We start from the raw sequence: 26452 nt of genomic DNA, 5'->3' as shown, positions 1-26452 counted from the left end.
CGCTGCACGTTATGGTTACAGTTGGAGCTGCCAGAATGATAGGTTGGGACGGGCAGTCCCTCACGGGTGGCGAGGCAGTTTCGGAGGGGGATATGACGGAGGCTTCACCCTATTCGGCGGCTGCTTCAGCCTTGGGTTTCATGTACCAGCCACGTCTGGCCCTATTGCGGATCCTGGCGCTTCCAGAGACGACGAACCTTCTGATCGAAAAGAGCGACGACCTCGATTTCGATGACAGCTCCGGCTCCAAATCGCTCCTTTCGCTGAAGCATCGGGCGCCTGGCACGCGGCTGACCGACTTGGACGCGGACTTCTGGAAATCGGTGCGAGTCTGGCTCAACCACTATGAAAACGACGGCAGGGCTGGCTCTGCAGCCGAATTCGCGCTGTTCACCACCGCCACGATCGGCCCGGACTCCTATCTGAAAGGCTTCACCGAGGACGAGCTGGACGGCCCCGGGCGAGCTGAGACCGCAATGGGAGCTCTGGCCGCAAGCACGGGAAAAGCGCTGGTGGCGATCCGGACTTCTCTGGAGGCGCTAACCGAGGCGGAACGCGGGGATTTTTTCCGCAGGATCGTAATCTTCGACGATGCGCCACGGATTGATGCGATCCCGCAGCTTGTCATGGACCAACACCTCAGAACCGTGCGCCGGGACGCTAGGGGCGTCGTGTTCGAGCGGCTGGAGGGCTGGTGGTCGGGGGTCATGATCGCTCTCCTTACGGGGGCGCGGACTCAAGCGGTCACCGGGTATGAGGTCTCGGATCGGATGATGGTCATCGCCGATGAGTATCGCGTCGATAGCCTGCCCATCACCTTCGGCAATCAGCATCCGGATGGCGCGATCGACGTAGCCAACGATTCCCGCCTCTTCGTCGTTCAACTGCGCGACATCGACGTGTCGCCCACGCGCCTGCAGAAGGCGATTATCGACTACTATCGGGCCTTCGAGCAGAGATCGGCCTGGGCGCGGGAAGACCTGCTGATCGCGGGCGAGATAGAGGAATACGAGGCGCGCCTGATCGATGAGTGGGAACGCTACAGGGAGATCGTTTTCGAAAGTCTCGGAGACAGCGACAGCGATGACCACTTTAAAAAGGCCGGACGGGCCCTCTACAACTGGGCGGAGACGGAGACTTCCCACCTGCGTATTCGGGAAGGGTGCCCACTACACGACCGAAAAGAATATCCTGAAGGTCATCGAGCCGTTGTTTCTCGACGACCTCCGGGCCGAGCTGTCCCGTATCAAGGGCCTGCGGCGCGGGCGCGAGGCGGCCCTCCGGGCGTTCCAGGATCGCCTCGCTGCTCTCAATCTGTTCGACCCGGCCTGCGGCTGCGGCAACTTCCTGATTATCGCCTATCGAGAGCTTCGCGCGCTTGAGATCGAGGTGCTTAAGGCCCTCTATCCCACGGGCCAGCGCGACCTTGAGGCCACTGCCCTATCCAAGGTCGACGTCGACCAGTTCTACGGCGTCGAGATCGACGAGTTTCCAGCCCGCATCGCCGAGACCGCGATGTGGATGATGGACCACATCATGAACAACCGGCTGAGCCTCGAATTCGGCCAGGCGATCCTTGACGCCCGCGACGCTCATCCGGGGACCATCCTGGCAGACCTTTACGACCCCGACGTCATGCCGGCCGACTTGCGCCGCGCTCACCGGGCGCTGGATCAGGCTGTCGACCGCCTCTACCGCAGGGCACCGTTCGACAGCGACCGCGAGCGCGTGGAACACCTGTTCGCCCTCTATGAGAAAATGACGGCGGGCTTGCTTGCCGCGCCATCGAAGCTCAAACGCCGCAAGAAAGCCGATGCCTAGCCGCCCGTGCGCGCGTGACGCCAGGTGCAAGCTGACAGCGGCCGTGGGGGGCGCAGCATCTTTAGTCAGTTCACCAAGCGCAGCTTGGATACCTCACCCGGCCCGTTGGTGACCGGCGGCGCCGCTATTCCAAATAGAAGCGCGTTGATTTCCCGCTCCGGCAGATCAAGCTGTTGTGCCAGCCGCGAGACGGACACACCTTGTCGCCAGAGGTCAGTCAGAACTTTCGTCCAGACCTGCGATACCTCCCGAGGCATTGGGTTCGGCTCATACGAACGGCCATGCTTTCCTAGTTCGATGCAAAAGCCGCGATAGGTCCAATCACTGATCCTACCAGCCTTATGCAGAGTGTAGGCCAAGGCGGCCGCCGAAACGCCCCACCGCCTCTTTTTCACAATGATATCGTTGAGGCTTCTTACCCTCGGAAGTTCTGCTCTCAGGTCTGCCGGCGGCATCAGAAACGCAGAGGCAAACGCATCAGCCTCAGCCTCAGCGCTTGGATGCCCGGACCCAACGTGGCGGTGCATGACCAAGTGGGCCAGTTCGTGGGCCGCGTCGAAACGGCTGCGTTCTGCCGTTTTCAGCGTGTTTAGGAAAACATAGGGCTCGTCGTTGCGCCAAAGTGAATAAGCGTCGAGGTGACGCGTCTCCTCCACCAGCGAGAAAACGCGAACGCCGTGAGCTTCGAGCAGGTTCAGCATGTTGCTGATTGGTCTGTTGCCGATACCCCAATGGGCGCGCAGCCGCAGGGCAGCTTCGACTGGAGCCAGGTCGCGATCTACGATCAGATCATGGGCAGGCAAGTCGTACCGGAGCTGGATCCAGTCGTTAAGGTCATAGGCATGGGAGCCCGCCGCCATGGCCGCGTCGCGCGAGCTGGCAGTCAGGCTCCGCAGGGACCGGAAGCTGACGGCGTCCGCGTTCGGATACTCTGGCGTCGGCCGCCCGAAAAATGGTTCCGGGTAACCCGACACTTCCAGGAGTTTGGCCTTCGCCGCCTCCGGAAGGTCGTATTCGCCTTTCTCGAAGCGCTGGATTGTCTTCCTGTCGACGCCAAGACGTTGAGCGAATCCGATCTTCGTCAGTCCCAGCCTTCGCCGGACCAACTCCACACGTTCGGGGTTGAACATCTCTATTTCCGGGTGACGGCAATATCGATGATCTCGGTGGGCTCGTCGCGCGGCTTACGATCACCGCCGGCATAATCTTCGTCACCAGTCAGGAGGATGATGCGAGGTTGGAACTGGGTGTACTTCCCAGAGGAGAAATTCAAAGGACGCGACAGTTCCGCGCGTACTATGCCGTCGTCATCGACATAGGTGCCGAGCACAAACGTGTCGTAGTCCTCCGACCCGTCTTCGGCGACCGGCTCCAGCCCAGGAAGCCAAGCCGTCTTGTTGCACTGAGCCTTGGAGGACGACGCGGTGCCTTTCTCGCGCAAGTTGGTCGGGTCAGCGAGGCGGTTTCCAGCATTCTGATCGAAGTTGCAGGGAATTACCCGCAGCTTAAGCCGCGGGTTACGGATACCCGGCTGGTTGTCTGTTTCATCCAGTTCCCAATCCTCCCCGACGAACTGGTCGCGCAGCGCCCTCGCCAAGCGGGCGTTCATCGTGATGAGATCGAAGCCTTTGGGATCATGAGCAGTGCAGAGCGCCCGCTCTGCATCAGCGTAGCGGACAGCGTCGACGAGCCCGTCCACGGTCAACGCCATCTGATCCACCGCAGGGCCAACGTCTTCGGCAAAGATGATCTGCGGTTCGGCCATGGCGATTGTCCCAAATCTCTCCCTCATATGAGGCAGAAAAATGGGACAGTCAAGGTGCGGCTTCGTCCACGCGGTCCACCCTCGCCAAAGTTCGCCAGTGGTTAGTGATCTCGGTCGTACGACTGGATTTGACTCATTTCAGACCTTACCAGGGTCCGCTCTGCGCCCTCAGTCTGACGTAAGCGCCTCCAGAACCGGGCATTCCGGTACTTCCCCGCCCGAGCATTTCGCGGCGGCGTTGGCGAGGATCCGTTCCATCCGCCGCAGATCGGCAATCTTGGCGCGCACATCCTCCAGCTGCACTTCGGTCTTGTGTTTGACCTCGGCACAGGTCTGGGTCCCGGTGTCTGTCAGCGCCAGCAGCGAGCGGGTCTCCTCCATCGAGAAGCCGATATCCCGCGCACGCAGGATGAACCGTAACCGCTGCGTCAGGTCTGGCGAATAGACCCGGTAACCGTTGGCCGAACGAGGCGGCGGGGGCAGCAGTCCGACCTTCTCGTAATAGCGGATGGTTTCGAGGTTGCACCCGGTCAGCTTCGCCAATTGGGCCCGCAACAAGCCCGTCTGAAGCACCATGAAAAAAGCCCTTGTGTCTGTAGCAACTACAGGGATTACGCTGAAATCAGTCAGAAAGAAATCGAGAGAACTTATCGATGTTTTCAGCACCGGAGCCGGAGCCACCGGCATCAACGCCGGACGAGGGCGCGAAGCAGGGCCGATGGATCGCGGGCGGCGCGCTGATCGGCGCGGTGCTGGCGTCGGCCTGCTGCATCGTTCCGCTGGTGCTGGTCATGCTTGGCATTTCAGGGGCGTGGATCGCCAACCTGACGGCGCTTGAGCCGTACAAACCCTATGTCGCCGCCGTCACCCTGGCCCTGCTCGGCTACGGGTTCTGGCACGTCTATTTCAAGCCGAAGCCGCCCTGCGAGGACGGGACCTACTGCGCTCGCCCGCAATCGGCGCGGACCACGAAACTGGCCCTTTGGTTCGGGTTGGCCGTCGTCATCATCGCGCTCACCCTCAACTGGTGGGCTCCCTATTTTTACTGAGAGGAAAGACCCATGAAAAAGACATTTCTGATCGGCCTGGCCGTTGTGGCCGTGGCTGGCGTCGGTGCCGCCGTCGCGTTTGATGGACCGGCACAGAACCGTCCGGCGGCGACCGCCGCTGCCCAGCAGCAGACGACTTTCGCCATTGAGCACATGACCTGCGCCACCTGCCCGATCACGGTGCGCAGGGCGATGGAGAGCGTGCCGGGCGTCAACTCGGTCGAAGTGGACTTCGCCGCAAAGACGGCCCGCGCCACCTACGACCCGGCGCGCGCCACGGCCGCGCAGATCGCGGCCGCCTCGACCAATGCCGGCTATCCCGCCCGCGTCGTACAAAACTAGGCCCCGCAGGCAACAAGACGGCCTTCATCGGCGCCAGAGCTCCCGCCCCCCCGCATGGGGGTGGGACCAGGCCACCAACGCAATGCATCGCGTGCATCCCGGCCTCGGGCTGCAGCCGGGGAAGGCTGCGCGTCTTCAGGATCAAACGGCGTTATGGCTGACAAGGCTGACAAGACGGACGGGACCGACAGCCTGCTGCTGCGGATGGGGGTGATCGGCACCGTCATTGTGGCGCTGTGCTGCTTTGCTCCGGTGCTGGTGGTGCTGCTGGGCGTCGTCGGGCTTTCTGCGCTGACGGGCTGGCTCGATGTTGTGCTGCTGCCCGCGCTGGCCGTGTTCGCCGCGTTGACGGTCTATGCCGTCTGGCGGCGTCGGCGGCGGATGAAGACCACCTGATCGACGGCCCACCGGACAGCGCCGATCGTCAGAGGCTGCAGGCCCCCGAAATGGAGAAGACTGACATGACCGACACATATGACTACGACCTGATCGTGATCGGGGCCGGGACCGGCGGCAACGGCGTCGCCCGGATGACGGCGGCGGCGGGGTGGAAAGTCGCCAGCATCGACAGCCTGCCCTACGGCGGCACCTGTGCGCTGCGGGGCTGTGATCCCAAGAAAATGCTGATTGCCGTCACCGAAGGCGTGGACTGGGCCCACACCATGGCCGGCAAGGGCCTGGAGGCGCGGCCCTCGGTCAACTGGCCCGAGATGATGGCGTTCAAGCGCACCTTCACCGACGCCATGCCGTCGCGCATCGAAGCGGGCTTCCGCAAGGCCGGAATCACCCCGCTGCATGGCGAAGCACGCTTCATCGGGCGCGATACGATCACGCTAAACGGCGAGACCCTGCGCGCGAAGCATTTCCACATCGCCACCGGCGCACGGCCGATGACGCTGAACATTCCCGGCGAGGACCTGCTGACGACCAGCACGGAATTTCTGGAGTTGTCCGAGCGCCCCGACAGGATCGTCTTTGTCGGCGGGGGGTTCATCGCCATGGAGTTCGCCCATATCGCCCAACGCGCCGGAGCCAGCGCCGTCACGGTTCTGGAAATGGCCGGGCGGCCGCTCGGGCCCTTCGACGCCGATCTGGTGGCGATGCTGGTGGAGGCCTCGACCGAACTGGGCATCGACGTGCAGACCGAGGCGAAAGTCCTCAAGGTCGAGAAGCAGGGCGACGAATTCGCCGTGTCCTATGAAACGCCGTCCGGCATCCAGGTGCTGACCTGCGATCTGGTGGTCCATGCGACCGGTCGCGTGCCCAATATCGACCATCTGAACCTGCCGGCTGCAGGGGTGGACGCCGGGAAGCGCGGAATCAAGGTCGACGCCGCCATGCGTACCACCAATCCCGCCATTTTCGCCGCCGGGGATTGTGCCGACAGCGGGCTGAACCTGACCCCGGTCTCGGCCTATGAAGGGCGGATCGCGGGCAAGAACCTTCTGGCCGGGAAGGACGCACGGCTCGTGTCCTATCCGCCGATACCCAGCGTGGTCTTCACCCTGCCGCCGGTCGCGACCGTGGGGCTGTCCGAGACGGCGGCGACGGAAAAGGGTCTGGAGTTCGATACGCATTTCGAGAAGACCTCCGGCTGGTATTCGTCGATGCGGGTCGGGGCGACCACGAGCGGATTCAAGGTGCTGGTGGAACAGAAAACCGGCTTGATCCTCGGCGCGCATCTGATCGGGCCGGGGGCCGAGGAACAGATCAATCTGTTCGCCATGGCCATGGGCGCGGGGCTCACCGCCAACCAGATCAAGGCCATGATTTTTGCCTACCCCAGCTTCGCCTCGGACATCGGATCGATGGTCTGAGGCCACTCACGCGCGCGTCGGCTGAACCCATGACACTACTGGCCCACCCAACAGAACGGACTGCACGATGAACAAGCCCGCAAAGGACCTCGACTGCTGTTCGGGTACCGCGAAAAAATCCGGCCATGCGAGTTTCGACGTCGCCGTCATCGGCGCGGGGTCGGCGGGATTCTCCGCCGCGATCACCGCAGCCGATCTGGGTGCCCGGGTGGCGCTGGTCGGCCATGGGACGATCGGCGGCACCTGCGTCAATGTCGGCTGCGTCCCGTCCAAGACATTGATCCGGGCCGCTGAAGCGGTTCATGCCGGCCAGGCTTCCCGTCGGTTTCCCGGCCTGGGGGGCAGCCTCAAGCTGGAAGACTGGGCTGCGCTCGCGGCCTCGAAGGATGAGCTGGTCGCGGGTCTGCGGCAGAAGAAATATGTCGACCTGCTGCCGGCCTATCCGGGCGTGACCTATGTCGAAGGCCGGGCGCGCTTTGTCGACGGCAGGTTGCTCGTCGATGATGCACCGATGCCGGTCGGCAAGATTATTCTGGCGATGGGCGCGCGCGCCGCCGTTCCCGAAATTCCGGGGCTGGATAGCGTCCCGTGGCTCACTAGCACTTCGGCGCTGGCGCTTGAACGTTTGCCCCGGTCGCTGCTGGTGATCGGCGGTGGGGTAGTCGGTGTTGAACTGGGACAGATGTTCGCCCGGCTTGGCGTGGCCGTCACGATCTGTTGCCGCAGCCGGCTGTTGCCCGACATGGACCCGGAGTTCAGCGTCGCCCTTAAGACCTATCTGGAGGCGGAGGGTATCAGGGTGTGCACCGGGGTCGGCTACCAGCGGATTGTGCACGCGAAGCACGGGATCGAACTCACCTGCGACCGTCCGCCCGGCAAGGGCGCGGCGCGCGACCGGGATGCGGCGGTCGAGGTCATCGCCGCAGAGCAGGTGCTGATCGCGACGGGCCGCCAGCCGAACAGTGACGGCATGGGACTGGAGTCACGGGGCGTCGCATTGTCCCGCCATGGCGGGATCGTCGTCGATGCCCATCTCGAGACCACGGCCCCAGGCGTCTACGCAGCCGGGGACGTCACCGGGCGTGACCAGTTCGTCTATATGGCGGCCTATGCCGCGAAGCTGGCCGCGCGCAACGCCGTCGGCGGCAATGACCATCGCTACGACAACAGCACCATGCCGGCGGTGGTATTCACCGACCCGCAGGTCGCGAGTGTCGGCCTTACTGAAACGGCGGCGAGGGCGCGCGGACTGGATATCAAGGTGTCCTTGCTCGCACTCAATCAGGTGCCCCGGGCACTGGCAGCGCGCGACACACGCGGGCTCATCAAACTGATCGCCGACAAGACGACGGACCGCCTTCTCGGCGGGCAGATCATGGCCCCCGAAGGCGCGGACGCAATTCAGACGATGGTGCTGGCGATCAAACACGGCATGACGGCCGCCGAGCTGGGGGCGACGATCTTCCCCTATCTGACCACGGTCGAAGGTCTGAAACTCGCCGCACAGACCTTCGACATGGATGTAGCAAAGCTCTCCTGCTGTGCGGGGTGAAGCGAGCAATTTGGGCCGCTGCCTCAGGCGGTCAACCTCTTGGTGGCCTTGCACGGTCTTGACCAGTTGCCTGACGCCGTGGCCCTAGCCCGGGAAGGCCTCGCCTTTGCTCCCGACTCCCTGGTCCTGATCCGCTACGCGGCGGTGATCGCGGGCGAGTCCGGCGACCGCGCCCTGGGCGCAGAGGTCATCCCCCGCCTGACGAATGAGCCCGAGGACGTCGCCCTTGCCCTGCGCTTCCATGCCAACGAGCGAGATTGGGCGGCTTTGGCGTCCATTCACCACACGGCCGCGAGCGGACTGCCCGAAAGCGAAGTGGTCATGGCCGAGACGCTCGGGGCCATTGGAGCGCTGAAAATCTCCGGCGCCACGGACCTCGCGCCGGGACTTGGGACGGTTCTGGAAGCCACAGGAGACGATCCGCGCGCCGCCGTGGTCGTGGCTGATTTCGCGATGGACGAGGGGCTCGAGGAGGTGGCCGAGACCGCCTACGACCGCGCCGTCGGCCTGATCGATGACGACAGCCACGTCGCACGCCGACAGATGGTCTCCGCCCTGGCCATGCGCCGGGGCGACTGGTCGGTCGTGGCGGACATGCTCAGCGGCCATATCGACGAAAGCCGCGACAACGACGAGACCCGCCGACTCGCCCTCGCCTTCGTCAACGAGCGGCCGATCAAGCAGCGGGGTCTGCGCTTCTTCCGCGAATTGGCATCCGACCTTGCGAACCGCCCGACCTATTTGCGGCTGGCGGGGCTCTTCCACTTCAATCATGGGGCCCTGGGCCAGGCCGAGACGGCGCTACGCCGCGCGATCGTCGTCAGCAACGACCTCCTGTCCTATCTGGCCCTGTTCGAAACCCTGCGCCGACGCAACAAGGCCGATGAGATCGCCCCCCTGATCGCCGCCGTCGACGCGCGGACCCTACGCGGGACGCCGGGTGAGCAGATGGGGTTCGCGCAAGCGTGGCGCGACGTCGGCGAAGGCGAAGCAGCGATCGCCTTCGCCTATGATGTCCTTCAATCCGCGCCCGACGATCCGGCGGCGGCCTTGGGTTACCTGGGCCTGGTCATGAGTGATCCGACCGAAGGCCTCATCCCGGCAGCGCCGGTCGTCGCGGTGGACACCTGGGTGCGCCTGGAGGACGACCTTGGCGAAAGCCGCGCCTTCCTGATCGTCGCAGCCGACCCGCGACCCGCCGCCGGGATCGTCACACCGGACCACCCGCTGATCGCCGTGGCTCTGGGCCTGGGGGCGAAATCCGAGTTCACCATCGAGGATCGCCTGACCGGGCCGCACATCTGGCGGATCGCCGAGATCAAGCATCGGTATCTTCACGCCCTGCATGACGTGATGCTCAACTTCGAGACCCGGTTCCCGAACGCGAAGGGCCTGCAACGCGCCCGAATGCGCGAAGGCGAAACGGTTCAGGTCCTCGTCCAGCCCCTTGCGCCACGCCGCATCCTCGGGAGTGTTCAAGGTCTGGAAGATCAGGTTTAGCTTGGCCCCCAGATCATGGCCGTCTGGCGCGGTGCGGTCGCGCAGATAGGTCTCCAGCATGCCCCGTTCGGGGAAGATGCCGGTGTCATCGGCGAACAGGCAAAACAGCAGCCGGACCAGCAACCGCTCCAGCGGGGCACCGTCGTAGGTGGGCTTGAGCGCGTCGTGCAGCTTGCCCATCAGTTCGGCAGCGATGATGTTGACCGGGTCCTGGTCATGGAAGACCCGTTTTTTCGACCCCGACGATGAAGCCGAAGGCCTCGACGTGCGCGGGCAGCTCGGCGAGAGCGAAGCGGGTCTCCTCGCGGGTGTCGAGGTCGATTAGCTCGAAGAACTGGAAGTCGCACAGCAGGATGTAGCGCGGCAGTTCATGGTCTTTCAGGCCGGGGAAATAGTCGTGGGCCTGCTTGCGGGCGCGAACGAGGTCGCGGCCGGCGCTCTTCTGCTCCACCAGCAGGACGCCCTTCCAGAACAGGTCGATGAAGCCGCGTTTCTCGCCCAGCAGGCGGACCGACTCCTCGAAAGTCGCGACCTTGCGGCGGCGGACCCCAAAGACCTCGAAGAAGTCGTTGTAGAAACTCTGCGTCTCGCCCTTCTCATAGTTGGCATCGGCCCATTCGCGCGCGAACTCAGCGGCGCGGGCGCGAACTTCATTCCAGCTGAGACGCAAAGACGGTTTCCTCCCCTAGCCGCTCATTTGGCCCGGTTGGTCAGGCCCGCGCAACCTCGAAGGCCGCCGGGTGGCGCCACACCCAAGTCTACCTCAGAAGGACACATACTCACGCCGGCGCGTGCAGCTGTTCGATCCTCTCCAGCTCGCCACGCCCCTCGATTGCGGCCTTGGACAGGTCATGCGTAGTCTGGAGGTTGATCCAGTACTGAGGGGACGTGCCGAAAACTTTGGCCAGACGGAGCGCCGTATCAGCGGTGATAGACTGCTTCTCACGTACCAGGCGCTCGATACGGGCCCGATCCTTCAGGCCCATCGCTTTGGCGAGAGCGCCGGCGCTGAGATCGTAGGCGGGCAGGTAGTCTTCCCGAAGGTGCTCGCCAGGGTGCGGCGCGGGGGCCACGAAGTTGGCGAAGTCATGCGTCGCCATCGGCGGACTTCTCTCTTTCTGGCCCGATCCCGGGCCGCTCCACTGAGCTTCCACTCAGTGGTAATCCACGAACTCGACGTCCTCCGGACCTTGATCGGTCCATCGGAAGCAAATGCGGAACTGGTCGTTCACGCTGATCGACCACTGCCCCGCTCGATCCTCCTGGAGGCGGTGCAGGCGGTTACCCGGCGGATGTTTGAGATCATCAAGCCGCGTCGCCGCATCCAACTGGAAGAGGCTGCGCCGCACCCGCTTGAAGAGGTCAGCCGGAAAACCTTTGGGGCAGTTGCCCTCAAAGACCTCCCTGGCTTGTTTGCCCTTCCAACCGAGGATCACGATGAAAGCCTTCCATGCGCAACCTGTAGCGAGTTATGCTACATAAATCAAGCTATTTGTAGCGCGATTCGCTACACGCGAAATCACCGGCTCAGTCGTGCCTTAACGAACGTCAGGCCTTTAGTCTCACCCCTGGCCCGCCCGTTGCGTCGGCTGAAATGAAGATAGCGCCGTCAGCTTCGAGAGCCGACTGGAGGCGTTCGAGCGTGCTGGTCTGCATTCCACCTCGCCCAGCCTCAAATCGGTGGATTGTTGAATCAGCCACCTTGGATCGTTCAGCCAGCACTCGAACGCTGATGCCGAGGCCGGCGCGAGCCATCCGAATTTGAGCAGGATTGATCATTTTTAGAGAAAACCTCCGACTAGTTGCGGAATTCCGTTGACTAAGTCGGCGAATTCCGCTTAACTCTAACCGAAACACTCCAAAACTCCACCGTTCAGCATGTTCTGAGCGACCGGGCGGCTGCGCGGGAGGTCACGCGTGCCTAAGCATCAGCGGATGCCATCTAGACGGTGGAGGGGATGCCCTCCCCAGCGCCGCCTAGCTATCGCCTTCGTCCGTAACGCCCGAGGCTTTCACGCAATGGCATGGACGGACGACGACCGCGTTGGCACCCAGTCAGCTTATCACTCAGCCATCGCCATTGAACTGGGCCTCAAAGCCTATCTCCTGCATCGCGGCTTCTCTGATGACTGGACCCGCGTCTGGCTCCGTCACGATGTCAGCAAGGCGCTCCGCTGCGTCCGGATGCTGGGGTTCCAGGGCGTCCCTGACGGCATTGCCGAACTCGCAGCGGTGCTCAGTCCGCTCTATGGCTCCGGCGCCCTGCGCTCTGGCGTAAAGCCGGACCTCCCGCTCCCACCTGATGTTGCCGATCAAGCCATTTGCGACCTTCTGAGCGCCGTGGAGGCTGCGATAGAGATCGACAGCGGGACAGATCGATGAGCGGTCCGCCATCGCGGTCTACTGAGGAAGACCGGGAGCGACAGATTCTTATTCGGGCGATCCAGCGACTGCCCCGGCGCTACCGGGATGTCTTCGTCCTCCATCGGTTCGCCGAAATGCCTTTGGAGCGGATCGCCGAGCACTTGGGCATCGAGACAAGAGCGGTCGAAGCGCGTCTGGCGGAGGCGCTCGTTCGGTTGAGCCGCGCCGCCGATAAGGCGGCCGGTGCAGAGGCTACTGAGCGCTCGTGAGGGTTTAGGGCAGGATAGGCTTTGCGCCGGCATTGTCTGACAAGCTTGGCCGTATCGACCCTCATTCTCGTGGTGGGGAGCAGCGCCGTCCGCCCGCTTCAACCCCGCTTCGCGCCCTGCGGGCTGCGGCTGGCGCCGCAGGCGTTGACCCGGTCGGCCGCCGCCGCTGAGGGCTTGGCGTGGATCGATGGATCGATCCGCTTTGCGAGAAAGCGACGGCCGGAGATTTGCGAGGGAGAGGTTACGAGTATGCGCGTCGATCTACCGCGATCAGCTTGGCGGGCATGTATGTCCAGCCGTCATCAGAGCCGGAGGCGCTTCGGCAGCGGACTCCGCAAGCCCGGCCAGTTGGCCTACAATCGGCCGTCCGCGTCACCGACACTTGGCCCGATGATCTCCCGATCACCCCGGCCGAGCTTCTGGCGGTGGAGGCGTGGCTTGGCGAGGTGCTCGACGAAGTTCTGGGTCCTCGCCTCTGAAAGGAGCCGGACATGAGCGGGAAGATCATCACCCCAGGCGTTCAGACCCGAGCCGCCCTCTATCTCAGGGTTTCGACCGGTCGACAGGCCGTCAACGACCTCTCTATTCCTGACCAGCGCCGCCAGCTTGAAGCCTATTGCGAGACCAAGGGGTGGGAAGCAACGGCGGAGTATGTCGAGCCGGGCAACACCGCAACCGACGACCGGCGCCCCTCCTTCCAGTCCATGATCGAAGCGGCGCTGACCAAGCCGCCCGCCTTCGACGTGATCGTGGTGCACAGCTTCTCACGGTTCTTCCGCGATCAGTTTCAGTTCGAGTTCTACGTCCGCAAGCTGGCGAAGAACGGGGTGCGCTTGGTCTCCATCACGCAGGAACTAGGCGACGACCCAATGAGCATGATGATGCGCCAGATCATGACGCTCTTCGACGAGTATCAGTCCCGTGAGAACGCCAAGCACACCCTGCGAGCCATGAAGGAGAACGCCCGCCAGGGCTTCTGGAACGGCGCCCGACCGCCCATCGGCTACCGCATCGTCGCGGCCGAGCAGCGCGGGGCCAAGATCAAGAAGACGCTGGAGATCGACCCGCTCCAGGCCGAGACCGTTCGCACCATCTATCGTTGGGCGCTGACCGGCGACGGCTCGCAAGGACCGATGGGGTTGAAGACCATCGCCACGCGACTGAACGAGCGGAATATCCGCACACGAGACGGCGGGCGCTGGGGGATCGGCACGGTCCATCAGATACTGACCCGCTCGACCTACATGGGCGAGCATCGGTTCAACACGCGCGACCACAAGACCAAGGCATCGAAGCCTGAGTCCGAGCACGCTATCATGGCTGTGCCGCCCATCGTGTCGAAGGCGGATTATGAGGCCGTTCGGGCGCGTTTGACGTTGCGAAACCCCAGGTGGACGCCGCCGCGTGTTTCGACGGGACCGAACCTGCTCACGGGCATCTGCTTCTGTGGCGTCTGCGGCGGCGCCATGACGCTCAGGACCGGCAGGGGGAGCACGGGCGGCCAGTATCGCTATTACGCTTGTTCGACGAAGGCCCGCATGGGCGAGACTGGCTGCACCGGCCTAGCCGTCCCCATGCACAAGCTCGACGACGCGATCATCGACCATCTCGAAACCCGATTGCTCGATCCGGACCGCCTCGCGGCTCTGATGGAGCAGCTTCTGGATCGTCGGGAGGAATGGGCCGACCAGAGGCGCGGCCACATCGCGGAGATGCGTAAGCGCGCCACCGAGGCCGAGGCCAAGCTAAACCGCCTATACGAAGCCATCGAGAACGGCCTGCTGGCGCCGGATGACGCCTCGCTGAAAGATCGGGTCGCCGAACTTTCCGGCACCCGCGATCAGGCCAGGGCGGACGCTGAGCGGATCAGTGCGTCAGTCGAGCGGTTGGCGCCGACGATTACGCCGGACGCCTTGGCGCGGTTCGCCACTGCCGCCCGGCGCAAGCTCCGGGATCGCACCAGCGGCTATCGGCGGGATCACCTGCGCGCCCTGACGCAAAGAGTGGAGGTCATCAGCAAGACCGAAGCACGCATAATCGGCTCGCGAACCGAGCTTCTACGAGCATTGGCGTCCAGCGATGGTGGGAGTTACGCCGCCTCAGGCGGAGTTCTCAGTTTTGAACGAAAGTGGCGCACCCGACAGGATTCGAACCTGTGACCTCTGCCTTCGGAGGGCAGCACTCTATCCAGCTGAGCTACGGGTGCGTCGGCCGGCGCGAGGCCGGAACAGGCCGCTTACAGCATGGCGCAAGCGGCCTCAATCCCGAATGCGCGGATGACGACCGGATGGCCGCCATCAATCACCGGCAAGCAAGGCCAACGGCCTCAAGCAGCGCGAAGCGCGATAGGCCCAAAAAGAAAGCAGTAGGGCGCTCGCGCCCTACTGCGCCGTCATGCCGCCGTCGATCTTGAACTCGGACCCCGTGACGAACTTGGATTCGTCTGACGCCAGATAGAGGACGCAATAGGCGACGTCGTCGGGTTCGCCGATCCGCTTCAAGGGAATGCCGCGCGCGAGGCGCTCGTGCGCCTTGTCCTCGTCCCCGCCGGCCACGGCGATGAAGGGATCCAGGATCGGTGTCTTGATGAAGACGGGGTGGACCGAGTTGCAGCGCACGTTCCATTCGGCCTTGGCGGCCTCAAGCGCCAGGGTCTTGGTGTACATCCAGACCGCCGCCTTGGTGGCGTTGTAGGCGCCCATCCCGGGGGCGGCCGCGAGCCCTGCGATCGAGGAGATGTTGATGATCGAGGCCGGAGCCGAGGCGCGCAGATGCGGCATGGCGTGTTTGGCGCCCAGCATGATCGAGCGCAGGTTGATCTCATACTGACGCTGCCAGTTCTCGACCGTGTCCTGTTCAACAAAGGCCAGGGGGCCGCCGACGCCGGCGTTGTTGACCAGCACCGACAAGCCGCCGAGGTCGGCGACGGCGGCGGCGATCACAGCTTCCCATTCGGCCTCGCTGGCCACGTCGTGGGCATAGGCGAAGGCGGCGTCCGGGATTTCCGCATTGATCCGGCTCGCCAGGGCTTGGGCGCGAGCGGCGTCGATGTCGGTGACGGCGACGCGGGCGCCCTCGCGGGCCAGCATGAAGGCTATGGCCTCGCCCAGGCCGCCGGCCGCGCCGGTGATCAGGGCGGTCTTGCCGGCGACGCGGCCGGGACGCGCGGACCCGCTCACGACTTCACCCCCATGCCGGCGGCGGCGCCGTCAATGAAGCGGGCCAGGGTCACGTCCTTGTCCGTCACGCCATCGGCGTCGTGGGTGGTGAGCAGGATTTCGACACGGTCATAGACATTCGACCATTCGGGATGGTGGTCCATCTTGTCGGCCATCAGGGCGACGCGGGTCATGAAGCCGAAGGCGGCGTTGAAATCCGCGAACTTCAGCGTCCGCGTGATGGCCGGGCGATCGCCGTCATGCGCGCGCCAGGCGGGCAAATCCTTCAGCGTTTCCGCTACGTCAAGCCGTGTGTCGGTCATCGCGTTTCCTCTTTTTCCATTTTGCGTAGGGCGCCGGATGGATGGCGGCAAGGTGTGTCGGCACGGGGCCAGCCTCTCGGGAACCTATGGCCAAGCTTAGGCATTGATTGACCAGAGCGTGCCGGTCTTCGGCGTCGCCGTTCGTCAGCGGGGTTAGGATGGAAAATCTCTGGATCGCCGCTCTGGACCCGGCCGACCGGAAGCGGATCGAACCTCATCTGAACGAGCGCGAGATCACACGCGGCCAGATGCTCTATGACGCAGGCGAGGCGGTCGATCAGGTGTGGTTTCCGATCAAGGGCGTGGTGTCGCTGATGACCATCCTGCCTGATGACAAGATGGTAGAGACCGCCGCCATCGGGCGCGAAGGCCTGATCGGGGTCACCTGCGGACCCTTCAACGCCCGCGCCGCCAGTCGGGCCATTTCACAACGCGATGGCGTTGCGGCCCACTGCTCGGCCGAGATGTTCGGCGAGGCCTTGCAAAAAAGCGAGACGCTGCGCTCGGCCCTGTCGCGCTTCACCGAAGGCTTGATGGCGCAGGTCCAACAGGCGGCCGCCTGCAACGCCCAGCATCGGCTGGACGAACGGTTGGCCCGCTGGCTGTTGATGCTTCACGACCGGGCCGAGGATGACCGGATCGATCTGACGCAAGCCGATATCGCCCTCATGCTGGGCGTGCGTCGCGCCACTGTGTCGGAGGTCGGCACGGTGCTGGAGCGCAAGTCGCTGATCCAGCGTGGGCGCGGCTGGGTCAAGGTGCTGGATCGCGACGGCCTGGAGGCGGCGTCGTGCGGCTGTTACGGCCTGATGCGCGACGTGATGAAGGATTTGAAACTGCCGCAGCCCGAAGCGGCCTGATCGAGTGTCTCATCGGATGACGGGGGCGCTGCGACGCGCTAGACGACGACTATGACCGACGCCTCCCCCCACGGCCCGCATTCGTCGGGTGATCGTTCTTCCTTCGGCTTTCGCGACGTGGATGCGCGCGAGAAGGTGAAGATGGTGCGCGGGGTTTTCGATTCCGTCGCCTCCAACTACGATGTGATGAACGACCTGATGAGCGTGGGCGTCCACCGCATCTGGAAGGACATCGCCGCCGCCAAGCTGAACCCGCGTCCCGGCGAGACCATTCTGGACGTTGCGGGCGGCACCGGCGACATGGCGCGTCGCTATTCTAGGATGGCGCGCGCGGCGCAGGAGCGGCGCGGCGGCGAGGACGCCAATGTCATCGTGCTGGACTACAACGCCGAGATGATCCTGGCGGGCGTCCAAAAAGGCGGCGAACCGGAGATGCAGTGGAGCGTCGGCGACGCGATGAACCTGCCGCTGCCGGACGCCTCGGTCGACGCCTATTCGATCAGTTTCGGCATCCGCAACGTGGCCCATATCGACAAGGCCCTGGCCGAGGCGCGCCGGGTGCTGAAGCCGGGCGGTCGGTTCCTGTGCCTGGAGTTCTCGCGCCCCACCACCACGCCGATCCGCAAGGTCTATGACGCCTGGTCCTTCCACGCCATTCCGCGCATCGGCGGCTGGGTCGCCAAGGATCGCGACAGCTATCAGTATCTGGTCGAGAGCATCCGCCGCTTCCCCGATCAGAACACGTTCAAGGGCATGATCGAGGACGCCGGTTTCCGCCGCGTATCCGTGACCAACCTGTCGGGCGGGATCGCCGCCATCCATCATGGGTGGGCGATCTGACCAGCCGGATCTATCGCACGGCCCCGCCGCCGCCCGCGACGGTCGCGGTCCAGAACCCGGTTGCGTCCTTCCTGCGCCTGCTGGGCTGGCTGTGGGTCCTGGCGCGTCATGACGCGCTGATCCCGCGCGAGGTGACCCATCTGCTGCCGGCCTGGACGCGGCCGTTCGCCCGGTTCGTGCAGCTGTTCTCAGGTCGCGCTGGGCGACAGGGCCGGCCGGGCCAAAGGCTGGGCAAGGCGTTCGAACATCTGGGCCCTGTGGCGATTAAACTGGGCCAGGTCCTGGCCACGCGCGCCGACATCTTCGGGCTGGAATTCGCGCGCGACCTTGGCCGGTTGAAGGACGCCCTGCCGCCCTTCTCTTTGGAAGAGGCGCGGCGCGAGATCGAGAAGTCGCTGGGTCGTCCGGCCGAAAGTCTGTTCATCGACCTCAGCCCGCCGGTCGCCGCGGCCTCCCTGGCCCAGGCGCACCGCGCGACCCTGGCTGATGGGCGGGCCGTCGCGGTCAAGGTGCTGCGGCCCGGCGTCGAACGCCGGGTCGCCAATGGCCTGGATTCAATGCGGCTGGCCGCGCGGCTGGTCTGGCGGCTCGTGCCGATGGCGCGGCGGCTGGAGCCGTCCGCCTTTGTCGAGACCATCGCCAACTCGCTGGATCTGGAGTTGGACATGCGGCTGGAGGCCGCCGCCGCCAGCGAGATGGCCGAGGTGCTGGCCAAGGACGGATACATGTCCGCGCCGGCGGTGATCTGGGACGGGGTGGGCAAGCGCGTGCTGACGCTGGAGTGGGCCCAAGGCGTGCCCATGACGGATCCGGCGCTGCTTGAACTGCCGGGCATCGACACGGATCGACTGGCCGACAATGTGGTGCGCGCCTTCCTGGTCCAGGCGTTGGACCACGGCGTCTTCCACGCCGACTTGCACGAGGGCAATCTCTTCGCCAGCGCGCCGGCGCATCTGACCGCCATCGACTTCGGCATCGTCGGGCGCTTGGGCCCGACCGAGCGGCGCTATCTGGCCGAGATCCTGTGGGGCTTCATCAGCCGCGACTACGACCGGATTTCGCGCGTGCATTTCGAGGCCGGCTACGTCCCGCCGCACCATTCGGTGGAGACCTTCGCCCAGGCCCTGCGCGCGGTGGGCGAGCCGGTGATCGGCCGCGCCGCCAGCCAGGTGTCGATGGGCCGGCTCCTGGGCCAGCTGTTCGAGATCACCGCGCTGTTCGACATGCGGCTGCGGCCCGAACTGATTCTGCTGCAAAAGACTATGGTCTCGGTCGAGGGCGTGGCGCGCCGGCTGCAACCCGATCACGATCTGTGGAAGGCCGCCCAGCCGGTGGTCGAACGCTGGATCCGCCGCGAGCTGGGACCGCAGGCCCAGGCGCGTGATGCGGTCAACGAAATGATCGCCGCCGCCCGCGCCATCTCGCGCCTGGTTCAGGAGCCGCCGCGCCCGGCGGCGGTGGTCATCGAAAAGTCGGGAACTCCGGCTTGGGTGGCGGCTTCAGTCACGGTCGCGGTCATCGCGGCCCTGGCGGCCCTGGGCCTTTCGCTCTGGCCCTATCTGACCTGACCGGAGCTTTCGCTATGAAGCCGACCTTGATGAAGACCGCTATCGCAGCCGCCGTGCTGCTGGCGCCCGTGCCCGCCTTGGCTCAGGCCGCCGCCGGCGCTGTGCCGAACGCCTTTGACCGCCCGGCTCAAGCCGCAGCGCCTCAAGCCCGCCCCGCCGCTGCGCCCGCAACGGCGTCCGCCGCCCAGGCTCCCGACATCGCCCGTTCGGAAGAGGCGCTGCGCGCCGTGATCGCCAGCGCCCAGGGGACCGGCTTCGACTATTCGGACTTCACGACGGGTCTCGGAACCCAGATCCGTCAGCAGGAGGCCCAGGTGGTCCCGCTGATCAAGGGCTTCGGCGCCGTCAAGACGGTCGAATACGTCAAACAGGAAGGCGAGGCTCAGATGTTCAAGGTGACCTTCGACAATCAGGTCACCGAATGGCTGATCGGCTTCGACGCGGAGGACAAGATCGCCGCCCTGCTGTTCCGCCCGGCCGAGAGCTGACCGTCAATCCAGCGAAGGCTTGCCGCGCCCCGATTTGATCGAGGCGCGGGTCGTCTTGGCCTTGAGGCGGCGTTCTTTCGACGCCTTGGTCGGGCGTGTCGGCACGCGATAGACGGGACGGATCGAGGCCTCGTCCACCATCGCCTGAAGCCGTTCGATGGCGTCGGCGCGATTGCGCTCCTGGGTGCGATGACGCACCGCGGTGATCAGGATCACGCCTTCCAGCGTCAGCCGGCTGCCGGCCAGCTTCATCAGCCGCGCCTTGACCGGATCGGTCAGCGACGGCGAGTTCTTCACATCGAACCGCATCTGGACGGCGGTCGAGACCTTGTTGACGTTCTGCCCGCCCGGACCGCCCGCGCGGTAGAAGTGAAACTCCAGCTCGTCTTGGGGGATGACGGTGGTCATGTCGCCGCCTTGCGCGCCTTGACCACGGCCTGGTCCAGCGCCTGCAAGAAGCGCGAACGGTCGGCGGCCGAGAACGGCGGCGGACCGGATGTGGCGACGCCCATTGACCGCAGATGCTCGCCCACCATCCGTCCCGCCAGCGCCGAGCCGATGGAGTCCGGGGTGAAGGGCTGGCCGTTCGACTTCAGCGCCTGTGCGCCCGACTTCAGACAGCGGTCCGCCAAGGGGATATCGGCGGTGACGACCACGTCGCCTACGCCCGCCCGCTCAGCGATCCAGTCGTCGGCGATGTCGGGGCCGGCGTCCACCACCACCTGTTCGATCAGCGGCTCACGCGGAACCTGCATCCAGGTGTTGGAGACGACATAGGTCTTCAGCCCATAGCGGCGGGCGACGCGATACACCTCTTCCTTCACGGGGCAGGCGTCGGCGTCGATGTAGAACACGGTGGGCATGGGCCTGACCTAGCGCGGACGCGGCCAATGAAAAAGGGCGGGACCGTGCGGCTCCGCCCTTTGCCTTCAGACCAAAGCGGTCCTTAGTTGCGATAGGCCGGCGGCATCGGCGTCTGCTGGCGATAGCGGTCGCGCAGCATCAGCGGGCGGCTGGTCAGGGGCTGTTCGACGCCATTGACGAAGACGGCCGACGGTTGGCTAAGCGGCTCCAGCGGATCGCCGGACCAGACCACCAAGTCACCCGCTGCGCCCGGTGCGATCTGGCCGAACTGCCCGGCCATGCCGAAGATCCTGGCCGGATTGACCGTCAGGGCGGCGATGGCGGCGCCGTAGGGCAGGCCGTGCGAGACAGCGTTGCCGGCGTTGTAGCGAGCCTCGCGGGCGCGGTGGGTCGAGCCCTCATTGCCCTTGATGGCGATCACGACGCCCGCCGCGTTCAGGGCCGCGGCGTTTTCCGCCCGCGCCGCCCGCATCTCGAAATCGCTGGGCAGGTTGGAGATGGGGTTCAGCAGCACGGGCACGCCCGCAGACGCGATGTCGCCGGCGACCAGCCAGCCCTCTTCGGCGCCGTCCAGGATCAGCTTGATCCCTTCCTCGCGCGCCAGACGCAGCACCTGCTGAATATCCGAGGCGCGGTGGACGGTCACGATCAGCGGCATGGTCCCGTTGGCGACGGGGATCAGAGCCTCAAGATCGGCGCGCGACAGGCTAAGGTCGCGCAGGCCCGCCCGCTCATAGGCCGACTTGTTGCGGGCATAGAGGCGGACCTCCGACAGCGTCTCCTTGAACAGGACGAACTGCGCGCCGCGCGCGCCTCCGGCGATGCCGGCTCCGGCCTCGCCGAACGGGGCGACCATGGCCACGCGCGGCTTGACCAGGATGTTCGAGCCTTGGCCCAGGTTTATGATCGCCGCCTGACCCGCGAACAGGCCCGGCGTCTGATAGCCGCCGTCGCCGGCGCCAGCCGTCTCGTCCTCATGCACATGGCCGCCGGACGAGCCGGGATGCTGGGGCACGACGATCGCCCGGGTGATGCCGCCCAACCGCGCGACCGGCAGGGTGAAGGACCAGGGGTCCAGGCCGTACGAGATGTCAAAGGCGGCGCTGAGCGTATTGGCGCTGTTGCGCAGTTCGTTGGTGCCGCTGACCGAACTGACCTCGGTCCCGGCCAGGCCGGAATCTACGGCGACGAAACCGGGCGCGACCGTCTTGCCCGCTGCGTCGATGACGCGGGCGCCGGACGGCGCGCCGCCCGAGCCCACCGAGACGATCTTGCCGTCGCGGATAACGACCGTGCCGTTATCGATGACGGAGTCGCCGGTCAGGATGCGCCCGCCGACGATGGCGACGGTTTCCTGCGCAAGGGCAGGGACGGCGAGAGACAGGGCCGCGACGGCGCCCGCGAGGATGTGAGACAGGCGCATCAGCGGGCTCCTTCCGTGACGTTGGCGGCGGTCAGGCCATAGCCCGGCTGACCCAGTTCGAAGTCGCTGGTCGGCTGATAGGCGGGGTTGCTGCGATCAAAGGTAAGGGCGCCGTCGATGAAGACCTGATCGGCGCGGGCGTAGATCGAAAAGGGATCGGCGCTCCAGATCACCACGTCGGCGCGCTTGCCGGGCTCCAGCGACCCGGTCTGGTCGGCGATGCCGATGGCCTTGGCGGCGTTGGAGGTGATCCAGCCGATGGCGTGTTCTTCGGAAATATTCAGCCCGGCGCGGCGACCGGCCGAAAGGGCGGCGGCGGCTTCCTGGTTCAACCGCTGAGTCAGCTCGGCGTCGTCGGAGTGGATGACGGCGCATGATCCCTGTTGGGCGTCAACCAGGGCGGCGTTCTCTTCTATGGCGTCAAGGGCCTCCATCTTGAAGCCCCACCAGCCGGTCCACATGGCCGCGCAGATGCCGTTGGCGGCCAGTTGCGGCGCCAGCTTGTAGGCTTCGGTGGCGTGGTGGAAGGTCGTGATGCGGTAGCCGAACTCCTTGGCCATATCCATCATCAGCGCCATCTCGTCGGCGCGGTAGCAGTGATTTTGGATCAGGATCGAGCCGTCCAAAACGCCCATCAGGGTCTCGTTCTGCAGGTTGCGGGTCGGGGCGGCGCCTTCGCCGTCCTCGCGCCACTTGTCCCATTTGGCCTTGTAGTCGCGCGCGGCGATGAAGGCGGCGCGATAGCCGGCCATATTGCCCATGCCCGTCGCCGGGCTCTGGTTGCGGCCGCCGTAGACGCGCGACGGGTTCTCGCCGCAGGCCATCTTGACCGTATAGGGGGCGGCCGGGAACTTCAGGCCCTGCATGGTGATCGAGGGCACGTTGCGGATCGTCACGCCGCGTCCGCCGAACAGATTGGCCGAGCCGGGCAGGATGTGAAGCGTGGTCACGCCGCCGGCGCGGGCGGTGTTGAAACCGGGGTCTTGGGGCCACAGCGAATGTTCGGCCCAGACCTGGGCGGTGTTCGGGCTGGTCGCCTCGTTGCCGTCGCTCATGCCGCTGACGCCGGGCGAAGGATAGACGCCCAGGTGGCTGTGCACGTCGATGACGCCGGGGGTGACATAGCGGCCGCGCGCCTCGACGACGCGATAGCCGGCAGGGACGGGGGTCGAGGCGTCGCCGACGGCGGCGATCTTGCCGTCTGTGACCACGACCACGCCGTTCTCGATCTTGCGATCCGTGCCGGTCAGGACGGTGGCGCCGACCACGGCGAAGTTCTCGCGCGGCAGGGGCTGATAGGTTGAGGGATAGGGATCCAGCGTCGTCACGGGATCCAGACCGGCGGCCAAGGTCCGGTCCTTCGAAGGTTTCGCGGCCGTATCGTCAGGGGTCGAGCCGGTGGTGGCGCAGGCCGACAGGCCCAGCACGGCGCATATGATGGCCGCGAGGCTGACGCCCCGCAGATGATGTCCGATCATCGAAATCCCTCTCCCGCGATGCGTCAGCCCCGACGCCGCTTGTAACGGGCATAGAAAGGCGTTCGGCCGCTACCGTCAAAAGGTTTCGGCGTTCTTCTGGACGCCTGCATCCGCGACGGCTAACGGCAGGCGCATGAACGCCGATGACCGTCCCGAGGACGAAAACCCCCATCTCGACCGCCCGCTGCGATCGTTCGGCCGCATCAAGGCCCGTCCCATCAAGCCCCGCCAGGCGGCGCTGATGGAGACCCTGCTGCCCGAGATCGCCGTGCCCGATCCCAAGGCCGGGCCGCTGGATCCCAAGACGATGATGCCCGAGGCGACCGAGGTCTGGCTGGAGATCGGCTTCGGCGGCGGCGAACATATGGCCGCCCAGGCGGCGACGCGGCCCGACGCCCTGGTGATCGGCTGCGAGCCCTTCCTGAACGGCGTCGCCTCGGCCCTGCGCCATGTCGAAGAGGGCGGACTGAAGAACGTCCGCATCCATGCCGACGACGCCCGCGACCTGGTCGACGCCCTGCCGGACGCCTCGATCGACCGGGTTCTGATCCTGTTCCCCGACCCCTGGCACAAGGCGCGCCACAACAAGCGCCGCCTGCTGCAGGACGAGACGGCCCAGGCCTTCGCGCGCATCCTGAAGCCCGGCGGGACCCTGCGCTTCGTCACCGATTGGCTGGATTACGCCGAATGGGCTTTGGAACGGCTGAACCGCACGCCGGGACTGGAGCGAATGGGTCCAGCCGACCAGGACTGGTTTGTCCCGCCCGCCGACCACGTCGTGACCCGCTACGAAGAAAAGAAGCTGGGCGACACGACGCCGGTCTTCCTGGAGTTCATACGCCGTTAAACAAAGGACGCGTGACGAAGCCGGATTTCGACGGGACGAAGACGTCTTGTCGCAACGTGCCGTCATTACGGGTTTCTACCTAGCGGCGGCGTTTCGCCAAAATTAACATCCTTGGCCGAAATGTGATGGTTCGACTTCAATATCGGAACGTCACATGAAAACCCTGTCGATCGGCGGCCGGATCAACCTTCTCACGCTGGTGACCATAGCGGGTCTGCTGATCGTCACCGGGCTGGGCCTGTTTCAGGTCAACAAGGTGATGCGCGACGACATCGCCGACAGGACCAAGAAGGCCGTCGAGATCGCCTACAGCGTCGTCGCCCATTATCAGGCCGAAGAGCAGGCCGGGCGCCTGACGCGCGAACAGGCTCAGGACGCGGCAAAGGTCGCAGTCGGCGCCATGCGCTATGGCCAGGACGACTATTTCTGGATCAACGACATGCATCCCACCATGGTGATGCATCCGATGAAACCGGCCCTCAACGGCACGGACCTGAGCGCGAAGACCGACGCCGACGGCGTGCTCATGTTCAAGGAGTTCGTGTCGGTCGTTCAGAAGGACGGCGAAGGTTTTGTCGATTACCAGTGGGATAAACCCGGTCAGGAAGAGCCAGCGCCGAAGATTTCCTATGTGAAGGGGTTTGCCCCTTGGGGCTGGGTAATCGGTTCCGGCGTCTACACCGACCAGATCGCCGCCGCTGTCGGCAAGGCGGCGCTGACACTGGGCGGTCTGGCGCTGTTGGTCGCGTGCGCCGCCGGGGCGGCCGGCTGGTTCATCGGCCGGTCGGTGTCCATGCCCGTGGTGGCCCTGGGCCGCCGGATGCGCGGTCTGGCCGACGGCGACAGAGGATCTGACATCCCCGGCGTGGCGCGCGGCGACGAAATCGGCCAGATGGCCGCCGCCCTGGCCATCTTCCGCGACGCCGCCATCGAGAAGGATCGGCTGGAAGCCGAGGCTGTGTCGCAAAGGTCGCTCAGCGAGCAGGAACGCGCCGAACGCGAGGCGGACAAGGCACGCGAAGCCGCCGAGGACGCCCAGGCCATCGCGGCCCTGGGCCAAGGCCTGTCGGCCATGTCGAACGGCGACCTGACCCACCGGATCGACATCGAGTTCAACCCTAAATTGGCTCAGCTGAAGACCGACTTCAACGCCGCCATTTCTCAGTTGCAGCAGGCTGTTTCGGTGGTGGTCGGCAACGTCTCGGGCATCCGCTCGGGCGCCGGCGAAATCTCGCAGGCCGCCGACGACCTGTCGCGTCGCACCGAACAGCAGGCCGCCTCGCTGGAAGAAACGGCCGCTGCCTTGGACGAAATCACCGCTACGGTGAACAAGACCGCCTCCGGCGCGCGGCAAGCGTCTGACGTGGTACGCGCCGCCAAGGGCGACGCCGAGACTTCGGGCGTCATCGTCCGCGATGCGGTGCAGGCGATGCAGGCCATCGAGGGCTCGTCCAGCGAGATCAACCAGATCATCGGCGTCATCGACGAGATCGCCTTCCAGACCAACCTGCTGGCCCTGAACGCCGGGGTCGAGGCCGCGCGCGCGGGCGAGGCCGGTCGCGGCTTCGCGGTGGTCGCTTCCGAAGTCCGGGCCCTGGCCCAGCGCTCGGCCGAGGCCGCCAAGGAGATCAAGACCCTGATCTCGGCCTCCGCCGGCCAGGTCGGCGCGGGCGTGAAACTGGTCGGCGAGACCGGCGAGGCCCTGCAACGGATCGTCGATCGCGTGGCCGAGATCGACAGTCTGGTCACCGAAATCGCCGCCTCGGCCCAGGAACAGGCCGTCGGTCTGGCCGAGGTCAACACGGCGGTGAACCAGATGGACCAGGTCACCCAGCAGAACGCCGCCATGGTCGAACAATCGACCGCCGCCAGCCATTCGCTGGCCCAGGAGGCGGAAAGCCTGCAGGCCTCGGTCGCCCAGTTCCGCGTCGGGTCTTCGCCGTCGCGCGCCGCTGCGCCCGCGCTGGCTCGCGCCCCTGCGCCGGTCTCCAAGCCTAGCAGCCACATGGCCGCCGCCCTGAAGGTCATCGGCCGAGGCGGCGCCGCACCCAAGCCTCAAGCCGCAGCCGTCGAAGACGGTTGGGAGGAGTTCTGAGGGCGACCGCCTCGAAAGGGGCTGACAAG

30 protein-coding genes, 1 tRNA gene and 1 pseudogene are annotated in these 26452 nt (G+C 65.3%); 17 read left to right on the top strand and 15 right to left on the bottom strand.

Annotated elements, in window-relative coordinates; all coding sequences use genetic code 11:
- Nucleotides 1-92 precede the first annotated feature (92 nt).
- The gene (locus O2K97_RS01575) at nucleotides 93-1382 is read left to right on the top strand and encodes an ABC-three component system protein (protein ID WP_269220183.1); all 1290 of its coding nucleotides are present in this window, start codon (nucleotides 93-95) and stop codon (nucleotides 1380-1382) included.
- On the top strand, nucleotides 1315-1821 hold the full coding sequence (locus O2K97_RS15650) for a DNA methyltransferase (RefSeq protein ID WP_331276141.1): 507 nt from the start codon (nucleotides 1315-1317) through the stop codon (nucleotides 1819-1821). The genes O2K97_RS01575 and O2K97_RS15650 overlap by 68 nt, the downstream gene beginning before the upstream one ends.
- Before the next feature lie 65 nt (nucleotides 1822-1886).
- On the opposite strand, the gene O2K97_RS01570 is transcribed toward O2K97_RS15650, so the two are convergent.
- The 3 genes from O2K97_RS01570 to O2K97_RS01560 form a co-directional block, all read right to left on the bottom strand.
- Nucleotides 1887-2951: an ImmA/IrrE family metallo-endopeptidase gene (locus O2K97_RS01570; RefSeq protein ID WP_269220182.1), complete on the bottom strand. Its 1065-nt coding sequence runs from the start codon at nucleotides 2949-2951 to the stop codon at nucleotides 1887-1889.
- A gap of 2 nt (nucleotides 2952-2953) precedes the next feature.
- Complete coding sequence (locus tag O2K97_RS01565) at nucleotides 2954-3586, bottom strand: hypothetical protein (protein ID WP_269220181.1); 633 nt, start codon at nucleotides 3584-3586, stop codon at nucleotides 2954-2956.
- Between the two features lie 168 nt (nucleotides 3587-3754).
- Nucleotides 3755-4162, bottom strand: a complete 408-nt coding sequence (locus O2K97_RS01560) for a MerR family transcriptional regulator (protein ID WP_045318677.1) — start codon at nucleotides 4160-4162, stop codon at nucleotides 3755-3757.
- Nucleotides 4163-4239: 77 nt separating this feature from the next.
- Here O2K97_RS01560 and O2K97_RS01555 point away from each other — a divergent pair, with 77 nt between their 5' ends.
- From O2K97_RS01555 to O2K97_RS01530, 6 genes are all read left to right on the top strand, one after another.
- Nucleotides 4240-4635 (top strand): mercuric transporter MerT family protein, encoded by a 396-nt coding sequence (locus O2K97_RS01555; RefSeq protein WP_021696242.1) that lies wholly within the window; start codon nucleotides 4240-4242, stop codon nucleotides 4633-4635.
- Nucleotides 4636-4647: 12 nt separating this feature from the next.
- Nucleotides 4648-4977 (top strand): cation transporter, encoded by a 330-nt coding sequence (locus O2K97_RS01550; protein WP_021696243.1) that lies wholly within the window; start codon nucleotides 4648-4650, stop codon nucleotides 4975-4977.
- A gap of 153 nt (nucleotides 4978-5130) precedes the next feature.
- Complete coding sequence (merF, locus tag O2K97_RS01545) at nucleotides 5131-5373, top strand: mercury resistance system transport protein MerF (RefSeq protein ID WP_021696244.1); 243 nt, start codon at nucleotides 5131-5133, stop codon at nucleotides 5371-5373.
- 65 nt (nucleotides 5374-5438) lie between these two features.
- Nucleotides 5439-6794: a dihydrolipoyl dehydrogenase family protein gene (locus O2K97_RS01540; RefSeq protein ID WP_021696245.1), complete on the top strand. Its 1356-nt coding sequence runs from the start codon at nucleotides 5439-5441 to the stop codon at nucleotides 6792-6794.
- Nucleotides 6795-6861: 67 nt separating this feature from the next.
- Nucleotides 6862-8346, top strand: a complete 1485-nt coding sequence (merA, locus tag O2K97_RS01535; RefSeq protein WP_021696246.1) for a mercury(II) reductase — start codon at nucleotides 6862-6864, stop codon at nucleotides 8344-8346.
- A gap of 66 nt (nucleotides 8347-8412) precedes the next feature.
- A complete protein-coding gene (locus tag O2K97_RS01530) occupies nucleotides 8413-9846 on the top strand; it encodes a hypothetical protein (protein WP_269220180.1) in 1434 nt (477 codons plus the stop codon).
- Between the two features lie 9 nt (nucleotides 9847-9855).
- On the opposite strand, the pseudogene O2K97_RS15675 reads toward O2K97_RS01530, so the two are convergent.
- The 5 genes and pseudogenes from O2K97_RS15675 to O2K97_RS01510 all read right to left on the bottom strand — a co-directional run.
- A pseudogene (locus tag O2K97_RS15675) lies at nucleotides 9856-10026 on the bottom strand (type IIL restriction-modification enzyme MmeI); the annotation flags it as partial.
- Nucleotides 10027-10060: 34 nt separating this feature from the next.
- Nucleotides 10061-10516, bottom strand: coding sequence for a type IIL restriction-modification enzyme MmeI (locus O2K97_RS01525; protein WP_269220179.1), 456 nt, complete (start codon nucleotides 10514-10516; stop codon nucleotides 10061-10063).
- Between the two features lie 109 nt (nucleotides 10517-10625).
- Complete coding sequence (locus O2K97_RS01520; protein ID WP_269220178.1) at nucleotides 10626-10946, bottom strand: HigA family addiction module antitoxin; 321 nt, start codon at nucleotides 10944-10946, stop codon at nucleotides 10626-10628.
- Between the two features lie 54 nt (nucleotides 10947-11000).
- Nucleotides 11001-11282, bottom strand: a complete 282-nt coding sequence (locus O2K97_RS01515; protein ID WP_269220177.1) for a type II toxin-antitoxin system RelE/ParE family toxin — start codon at nucleotides 11280-11282, stop codon at nucleotides 11001-11003.
- 112 nt (nucleotides 11283-11394) lie between these two features.
- A complete protein-coding gene (locus O2K97_RS01510; RefSeq protein WP_269221077.1) occupies nucleotides 11395-11601 on the bottom strand; it encodes a helix-turn-helix domain-containing protein in 207 nt (68 codons plus the stop codon).
- Between the two features lie 264 nt (nucleotides 11602-11865).
- On the opposite strand from O2K97_RS01510, the gene O2K97_RS01505 reads away from it, so the two are divergent.
- From O2K97_RS01505 to O2K97_RS01495, 3 genes are all read left to right on the top strand, one after another.
- Nucleotides 11866-12228 (top strand): hypothetical protein, encoded by a 363-nt coding sequence (locus O2K97_RS01505; RefSeq protein ID WP_269220176.1) that lies wholly within the window; start codon nucleotides 11866-11868, stop codon nucleotides 12226-12228.
- Nucleotides 12225-12479 (top strand): RNA polymerase sigma factor, encoded by a 255-nt coding sequence (locus O2K97_RS01500; protein ID WP_269220175.1) that lies wholly within the window; start codon nucleotides 12225-12227, stop codon nucleotides 12477-12479. Before O2K97_RS01505 ends, O2K97_RS01500 begins: the two co-directional genes overlap by 4 nt.
- A gap of 491 nt (nucleotides 12480-12970) precedes the next feature.
- Nucleotides 12971-14638 carry a recombinase family protein gene (locus O2K97_RS01495; protein WP_269220174.1) on the top strand — a complete coding sequence of 556 codons (1668 nt, stop codon included), beginning with the start codon at nucleotides 12971-12973 and terminating at the stop codon, nucleotides 14636-14638.
- Here the strand turns inward: O2K97_RS01495 and O2K97_RS01490 are convergent.
- The 3 genes from O2K97_RS01490 to O2K97_RS01480 form a co-directional block, all read right to left on the bottom strand.
- Nucleotides 14609-14685, bottom strand: a tRNA-Arg gene (locus O2K97_RS01490). The genes O2K97_RS01495 and O2K97_RS01490 overlap by 30 nt on opposite strands.
- Before the next feature lie 175 nt (nucleotides 14686-14860).
- Nucleotides 14861-15658 (bottom strand): SDR family oxidoreductase, encoded by a 798-nt coding sequence (locus O2K97_RS01485; RefSeq protein WP_269220173.1) that lies wholly within the window; start codon nucleotides 15656-15658, stop codon nucleotides 14861-14863.
- Nucleotides 15655-15960, bottom strand: a complete 306-nt coding sequence (locus O2K97_RS01480) for a 4a-hydroxytetrahydrobiopterin dehydratase (RefSeq protein WP_269220172.1) — start codon at nucleotides 15958-15960, stop codon at nucleotides 15655-15657. Before O2K97_RS01480 ends, O2K97_RS01485 begins: the two co-directional genes overlap by 4 nt.
- Before the next feature lie 158 nt (nucleotides 15961-16118).
- Between O2K97_RS01480 and O2K97_RS01475 the strand changes: the two genes are divergently transcribed.
- From O2K97_RS01475 to O2K97_RS01460, 4 genes are read left to right on the top strand one after another with little or no spacing between them, the layout of a single operon-like run.
- Nucleotides 16119-16820 carry a Crp/Fnr family transcriptional regulator gene (locus tag O2K97_RS01475; protein WP_269220171.1) on the top strand — a complete coding sequence of 234 codons (702 nt, stop codon included), beginning with the start codon at nucleotides 16119-16121 and terminating at the stop codon, nucleotides 16818-16820.
- A 51-nt stretch (nucleotides 16821-16871) separates the two neighbouring features.
- Nucleotides 16872-17660: a class I SAM-dependent methyltransferase gene (locus tag O2K97_RS01470; protein WP_269220170.1), complete on the top strand. Its 789-nt coding sequence runs from the start codon at nucleotides 16872-16874 to the stop codon at nucleotides 17658-17660.
- Nucleotides 17648-19228 carry a 2-polyprenylphenol 6-hydroxylase gene (gene ubiB, locus O2K97_RS01465; RefSeq protein ID WP_269220169.1) on the top strand — a complete coding sequence of 527 codons (1581 nt, stop codon included), beginning with the start codon at nucleotides 17648-17650 and terminating at the stop codon, nucleotides 19226-19228. Before O2K97_RS01470 ends, ubiB begins: the two co-directional genes overlap by 13 nt.
- A gap of 29 nt (nucleotides 19229-19257) precedes the next feature.
- Complete coding sequence (locus O2K97_RS01460) at nucleotides 19258-19716, top strand: hypothetical protein (RefSeq protein ID WP_269220168.1); 459 nt, start codon at nucleotides 19258-19260, stop codon at nucleotides 19714-19716.
- A 3-nt stretch (nucleotides 19717-19719) separates the two neighbouring features.
- Here the strand turns inward: O2K97_RS01460 and arfB are convergent, their stop codons facing one another.
- The 4 genes from arfB to O2K97_RS01440 form a co-directional block, all read right to left on the bottom strand.
- Nucleotides 19720-20124, bottom strand: a complete 405-nt coding sequence (arfB, locus tag O2K97_RS01455) for an alternative ribosome rescue aminoacyl-tRNA hydrolase ArfB (protein WP_269220167.1) — start codon at nucleotides 20122-20124, stop codon at nucleotides 19720-19722.
- Nucleotides 20121-20579 (bottom strand): YaiI/YqxD family protein, encoded by a 459-nt coding sequence (locus O2K97_RS01450; protein WP_269220166.1) that lies wholly within the window; start codon nucleotides 20577-20579, stop codon nucleotides 20121-20123. Before O2K97_RS01450 ends, arfB begins: the two co-directional genes overlap by 4 nt.
- 83 nt (nucleotides 20580-20662) lie before the next feature.
- Nucleotides 20663-22003 carry an amidohydrolase family protein gene (locus O2K97_RS01445; RefSeq protein ID WP_269220165.1) on the bottom strand — a complete coding sequence of 447 codons (1341 nt, stop codon included), beginning with the start codon at nucleotides 22001-22003 and terminating at the stop codon, nucleotides 20663-20665.
- Nucleotides 22003-23481: an amidohydrolase gene (locus O2K97_RS01440; protein WP_269220164.1), complete on the bottom strand. Its 1479-nt coding sequence runs from the start codon at nucleotides 23479-23481 to the stop codon at nucleotides 22003-22005. Before O2K97_RS01440 ends, O2K97_RS01445 begins: the two co-directional genes overlap by 1 nt.
- 133 nt (nucleotides 23482-23614) lie before the next feature.
- On the opposite strand from O2K97_RS01440, the gene trmB reads away from it, so the two are divergent.
- Together trmB and O2K97_RS01430 are read left to right on the top strand one after the other, a co-directional pair.
- Nucleotides 23615-24328 (top strand): tRNA (guanosine(46)-N7)-methyltransferase TrmB, encoded by a 714-nt coding sequence (gene trmB, locus O2K97_RS01435; RefSeq protein WP_269220163.1) that lies wholly within the window; start codon nucleotides 23615-23617, stop codon nucleotides 24326-24328.
- Nucleotides 24329-24482: 154 nt separating this feature from the next.
- On the top strand, nucleotides 24483-26423 hold the full coding sequence (locus O2K97_RS01430; RefSeq protein ID WP_269220162.1) for a methyl-accepting chemotaxis protein: 1941 nt from the start codon (nucleotides 24483-24485) through the stop codon (nucleotides 26421-26423).
- The last annotated feature ends 29 nt before the right edge of the window (nucleotides 26424-26452 follow it).

The sequence above is a fragment of the Brevundimonas vesicularis genome (genome assembly GCF_027105095.1).
GTDB classification, from domain to species: Bacteria; Pseudomonadota; Alphaproteobacteria; order Caulobacterales; family Caulobacteraceae; genus Brevundimonas; species Brevundimonas vesicularis_E.
The sequence above is the reverse complement of the archived record's forward strand: the minus strand, read 5'-3'. Positions and strand labels throughout refer to the sequence as shown.

Coding starts and splice junctions, on each gene's coding strand:
- O2K97_RS01575 (WP_269220183.1), top strand. CDS start 93: ATGACGGAGGCTTCACCCTATTCGGCGGCTGCTTCAGCCTTGGGTTTC.
- O2K97_RS01570 (WP_269220182.1), bottom strand. CDS start 2,951: ATGTTCAACCCCGAACGTGTGGAGTTGGTCCGGCGAAGGCTGGGACTG.
- O2K97_RS01565 (WP_269220181.1), bottom strand. CDS start 3,586: ATGGCCGAACCGCAGATCATCTTTGCCGAAGACGTTGGCCCTGCGGTG.
- O2K97_RS01560 (WP_045318677.1), bottom strand. CDS start 4,162: ATGGTGCTTCAGACGGGCTTGTTGCGGGCCCAATTGGCGAAGCTGACC.
- O2K97_RS01555 (WP_021696242.1), top strand. CDS start 4,240: ATGTTTTCAGCACCGGAGCCGGAGCCACCGGCATCAACGCCGGACGAG.
- O2K97_RS01550 (WP_021696243.1), top strand. CDS start 4,648: ATGAAAAAGACATTTCTGATCGGCCTGGCCGTTGTGGCCGTGGCTGGC.
- merF (WP_021696244.1), top strand. CDS start 5,131: ATGGCTGACAAGGCTGACAAGACGGACGGGACCGACAGCCTGCTGCTG.
- O2K97_RS01540 (WP_021696245.1), top strand. CDS start 5,439: ATGACCGACACATATGACTACGACCTGATCGTGATCGGGGCCGGGACC.
- merA (WP_021696246.1), top strand. CDS start 6,862: ATGAACAAGCCCGCAAAGGACCTCGACTGCTGTTCGGGTACCGCGAAA.
- O2K97_RS01520 (WP_269220178.1), bottom strand. CDS start 10,946: ATGGCGACGCATGACTTCGCCAACTTCGTGGCCCCCGCGCCGCACCCT.
- O2K97_RS01510 (WP_269221077.1), bottom strand. CDS start 11,601: ATGGCTCGCGCCGGCCTCGGCATCAGCGTTCGAGTGCTGGCTGAACGA.
- O2K97_RS01505 (WP_269220176.1), top strand. CDS start 11,866: ATGGCATGGACGGACGACGACCGCGTTGGCACCCAGTCAGCTTATCAC.
- O2K97_RS01500 (WP_269220175.1), top strand. CDS start 12,225: ATGAGCGGTCCGCCATCGCGGTCTACTGAGGAAGACCGGGAGCGACAG.
- O2K97_RS01495 (WP_269220174.1), top strand. CDS start 12,971: ATGAGCGGGAAGATCATCACCCCAGGCGTTCAGACCCGAGCCGCCCTC.
- O2K97_RS01480 (WP_269220172.1), bottom strand. CDS start 15,960: ATGACCGACACACGGCTTGACGTAGCGGAAACGCTGAAGGATTTGCCC.
- O2K97_RS01475 (WP_269220171.1), top strand. CDS start 16,119: ATGGAAAATCTCTGGATCGCCGCTCTGGACCCGGCCGACCGGAAGCGG.
- O2K97_RS01470 (WP_269220170.1), top strand. CDS start 16,872: ATGACCGACGCCTCCCCCCACGGCCCGCATTCGTCGGGTGATCGTTCT.
- O2K97_RS01460 (WP_269220168.1), top strand. CDS start 19,258: ATGAAGACCGCTATCGCAGCCGCCGTGCTGCTGGCGCCCGTGCCCGCC.
- arfB (WP_269220167.1), bottom strand. CDS start 20,124: ATGACCACCGTCATCCCCCAAGACGAGCTGGAGTTTCACTTCTACCGC.
- O2K97_RS01450 (WP_269220166.1), bottom strand. CDS start 20,579: ATGCCCACCGTGTTCTACATCGACGCCGACGCCTGCCCCGTGAAGGAA.
- O2K97_RS01445 (WP_269220165.1), bottom strand. CDS start 22,003: ATGCGCCTGTCTCACATCCTCGCGGGCGCCGTCGCGGCCCTGTCTCTC.
- O2K97_RS01440 (WP_269220164.1), bottom strand. CDS start 23,481: ATGATCGGACATCATCTGCGGGGCGTCAGCCTCGCGGCCATCATATGC.
- trmB (WP_269220163.1), top strand. CDS start 23,615: ATGAACGCCGATGACCGTCCCGAGGACGAAAACCCCCATCTCGACCGC.
- O2K97_RS01430 (WP_269220162.1), top strand. CDS start 24,483: ATGAAAACCCTGTCGATCGGCGGCCGGATCAACCTTCTCACGCTGGTG.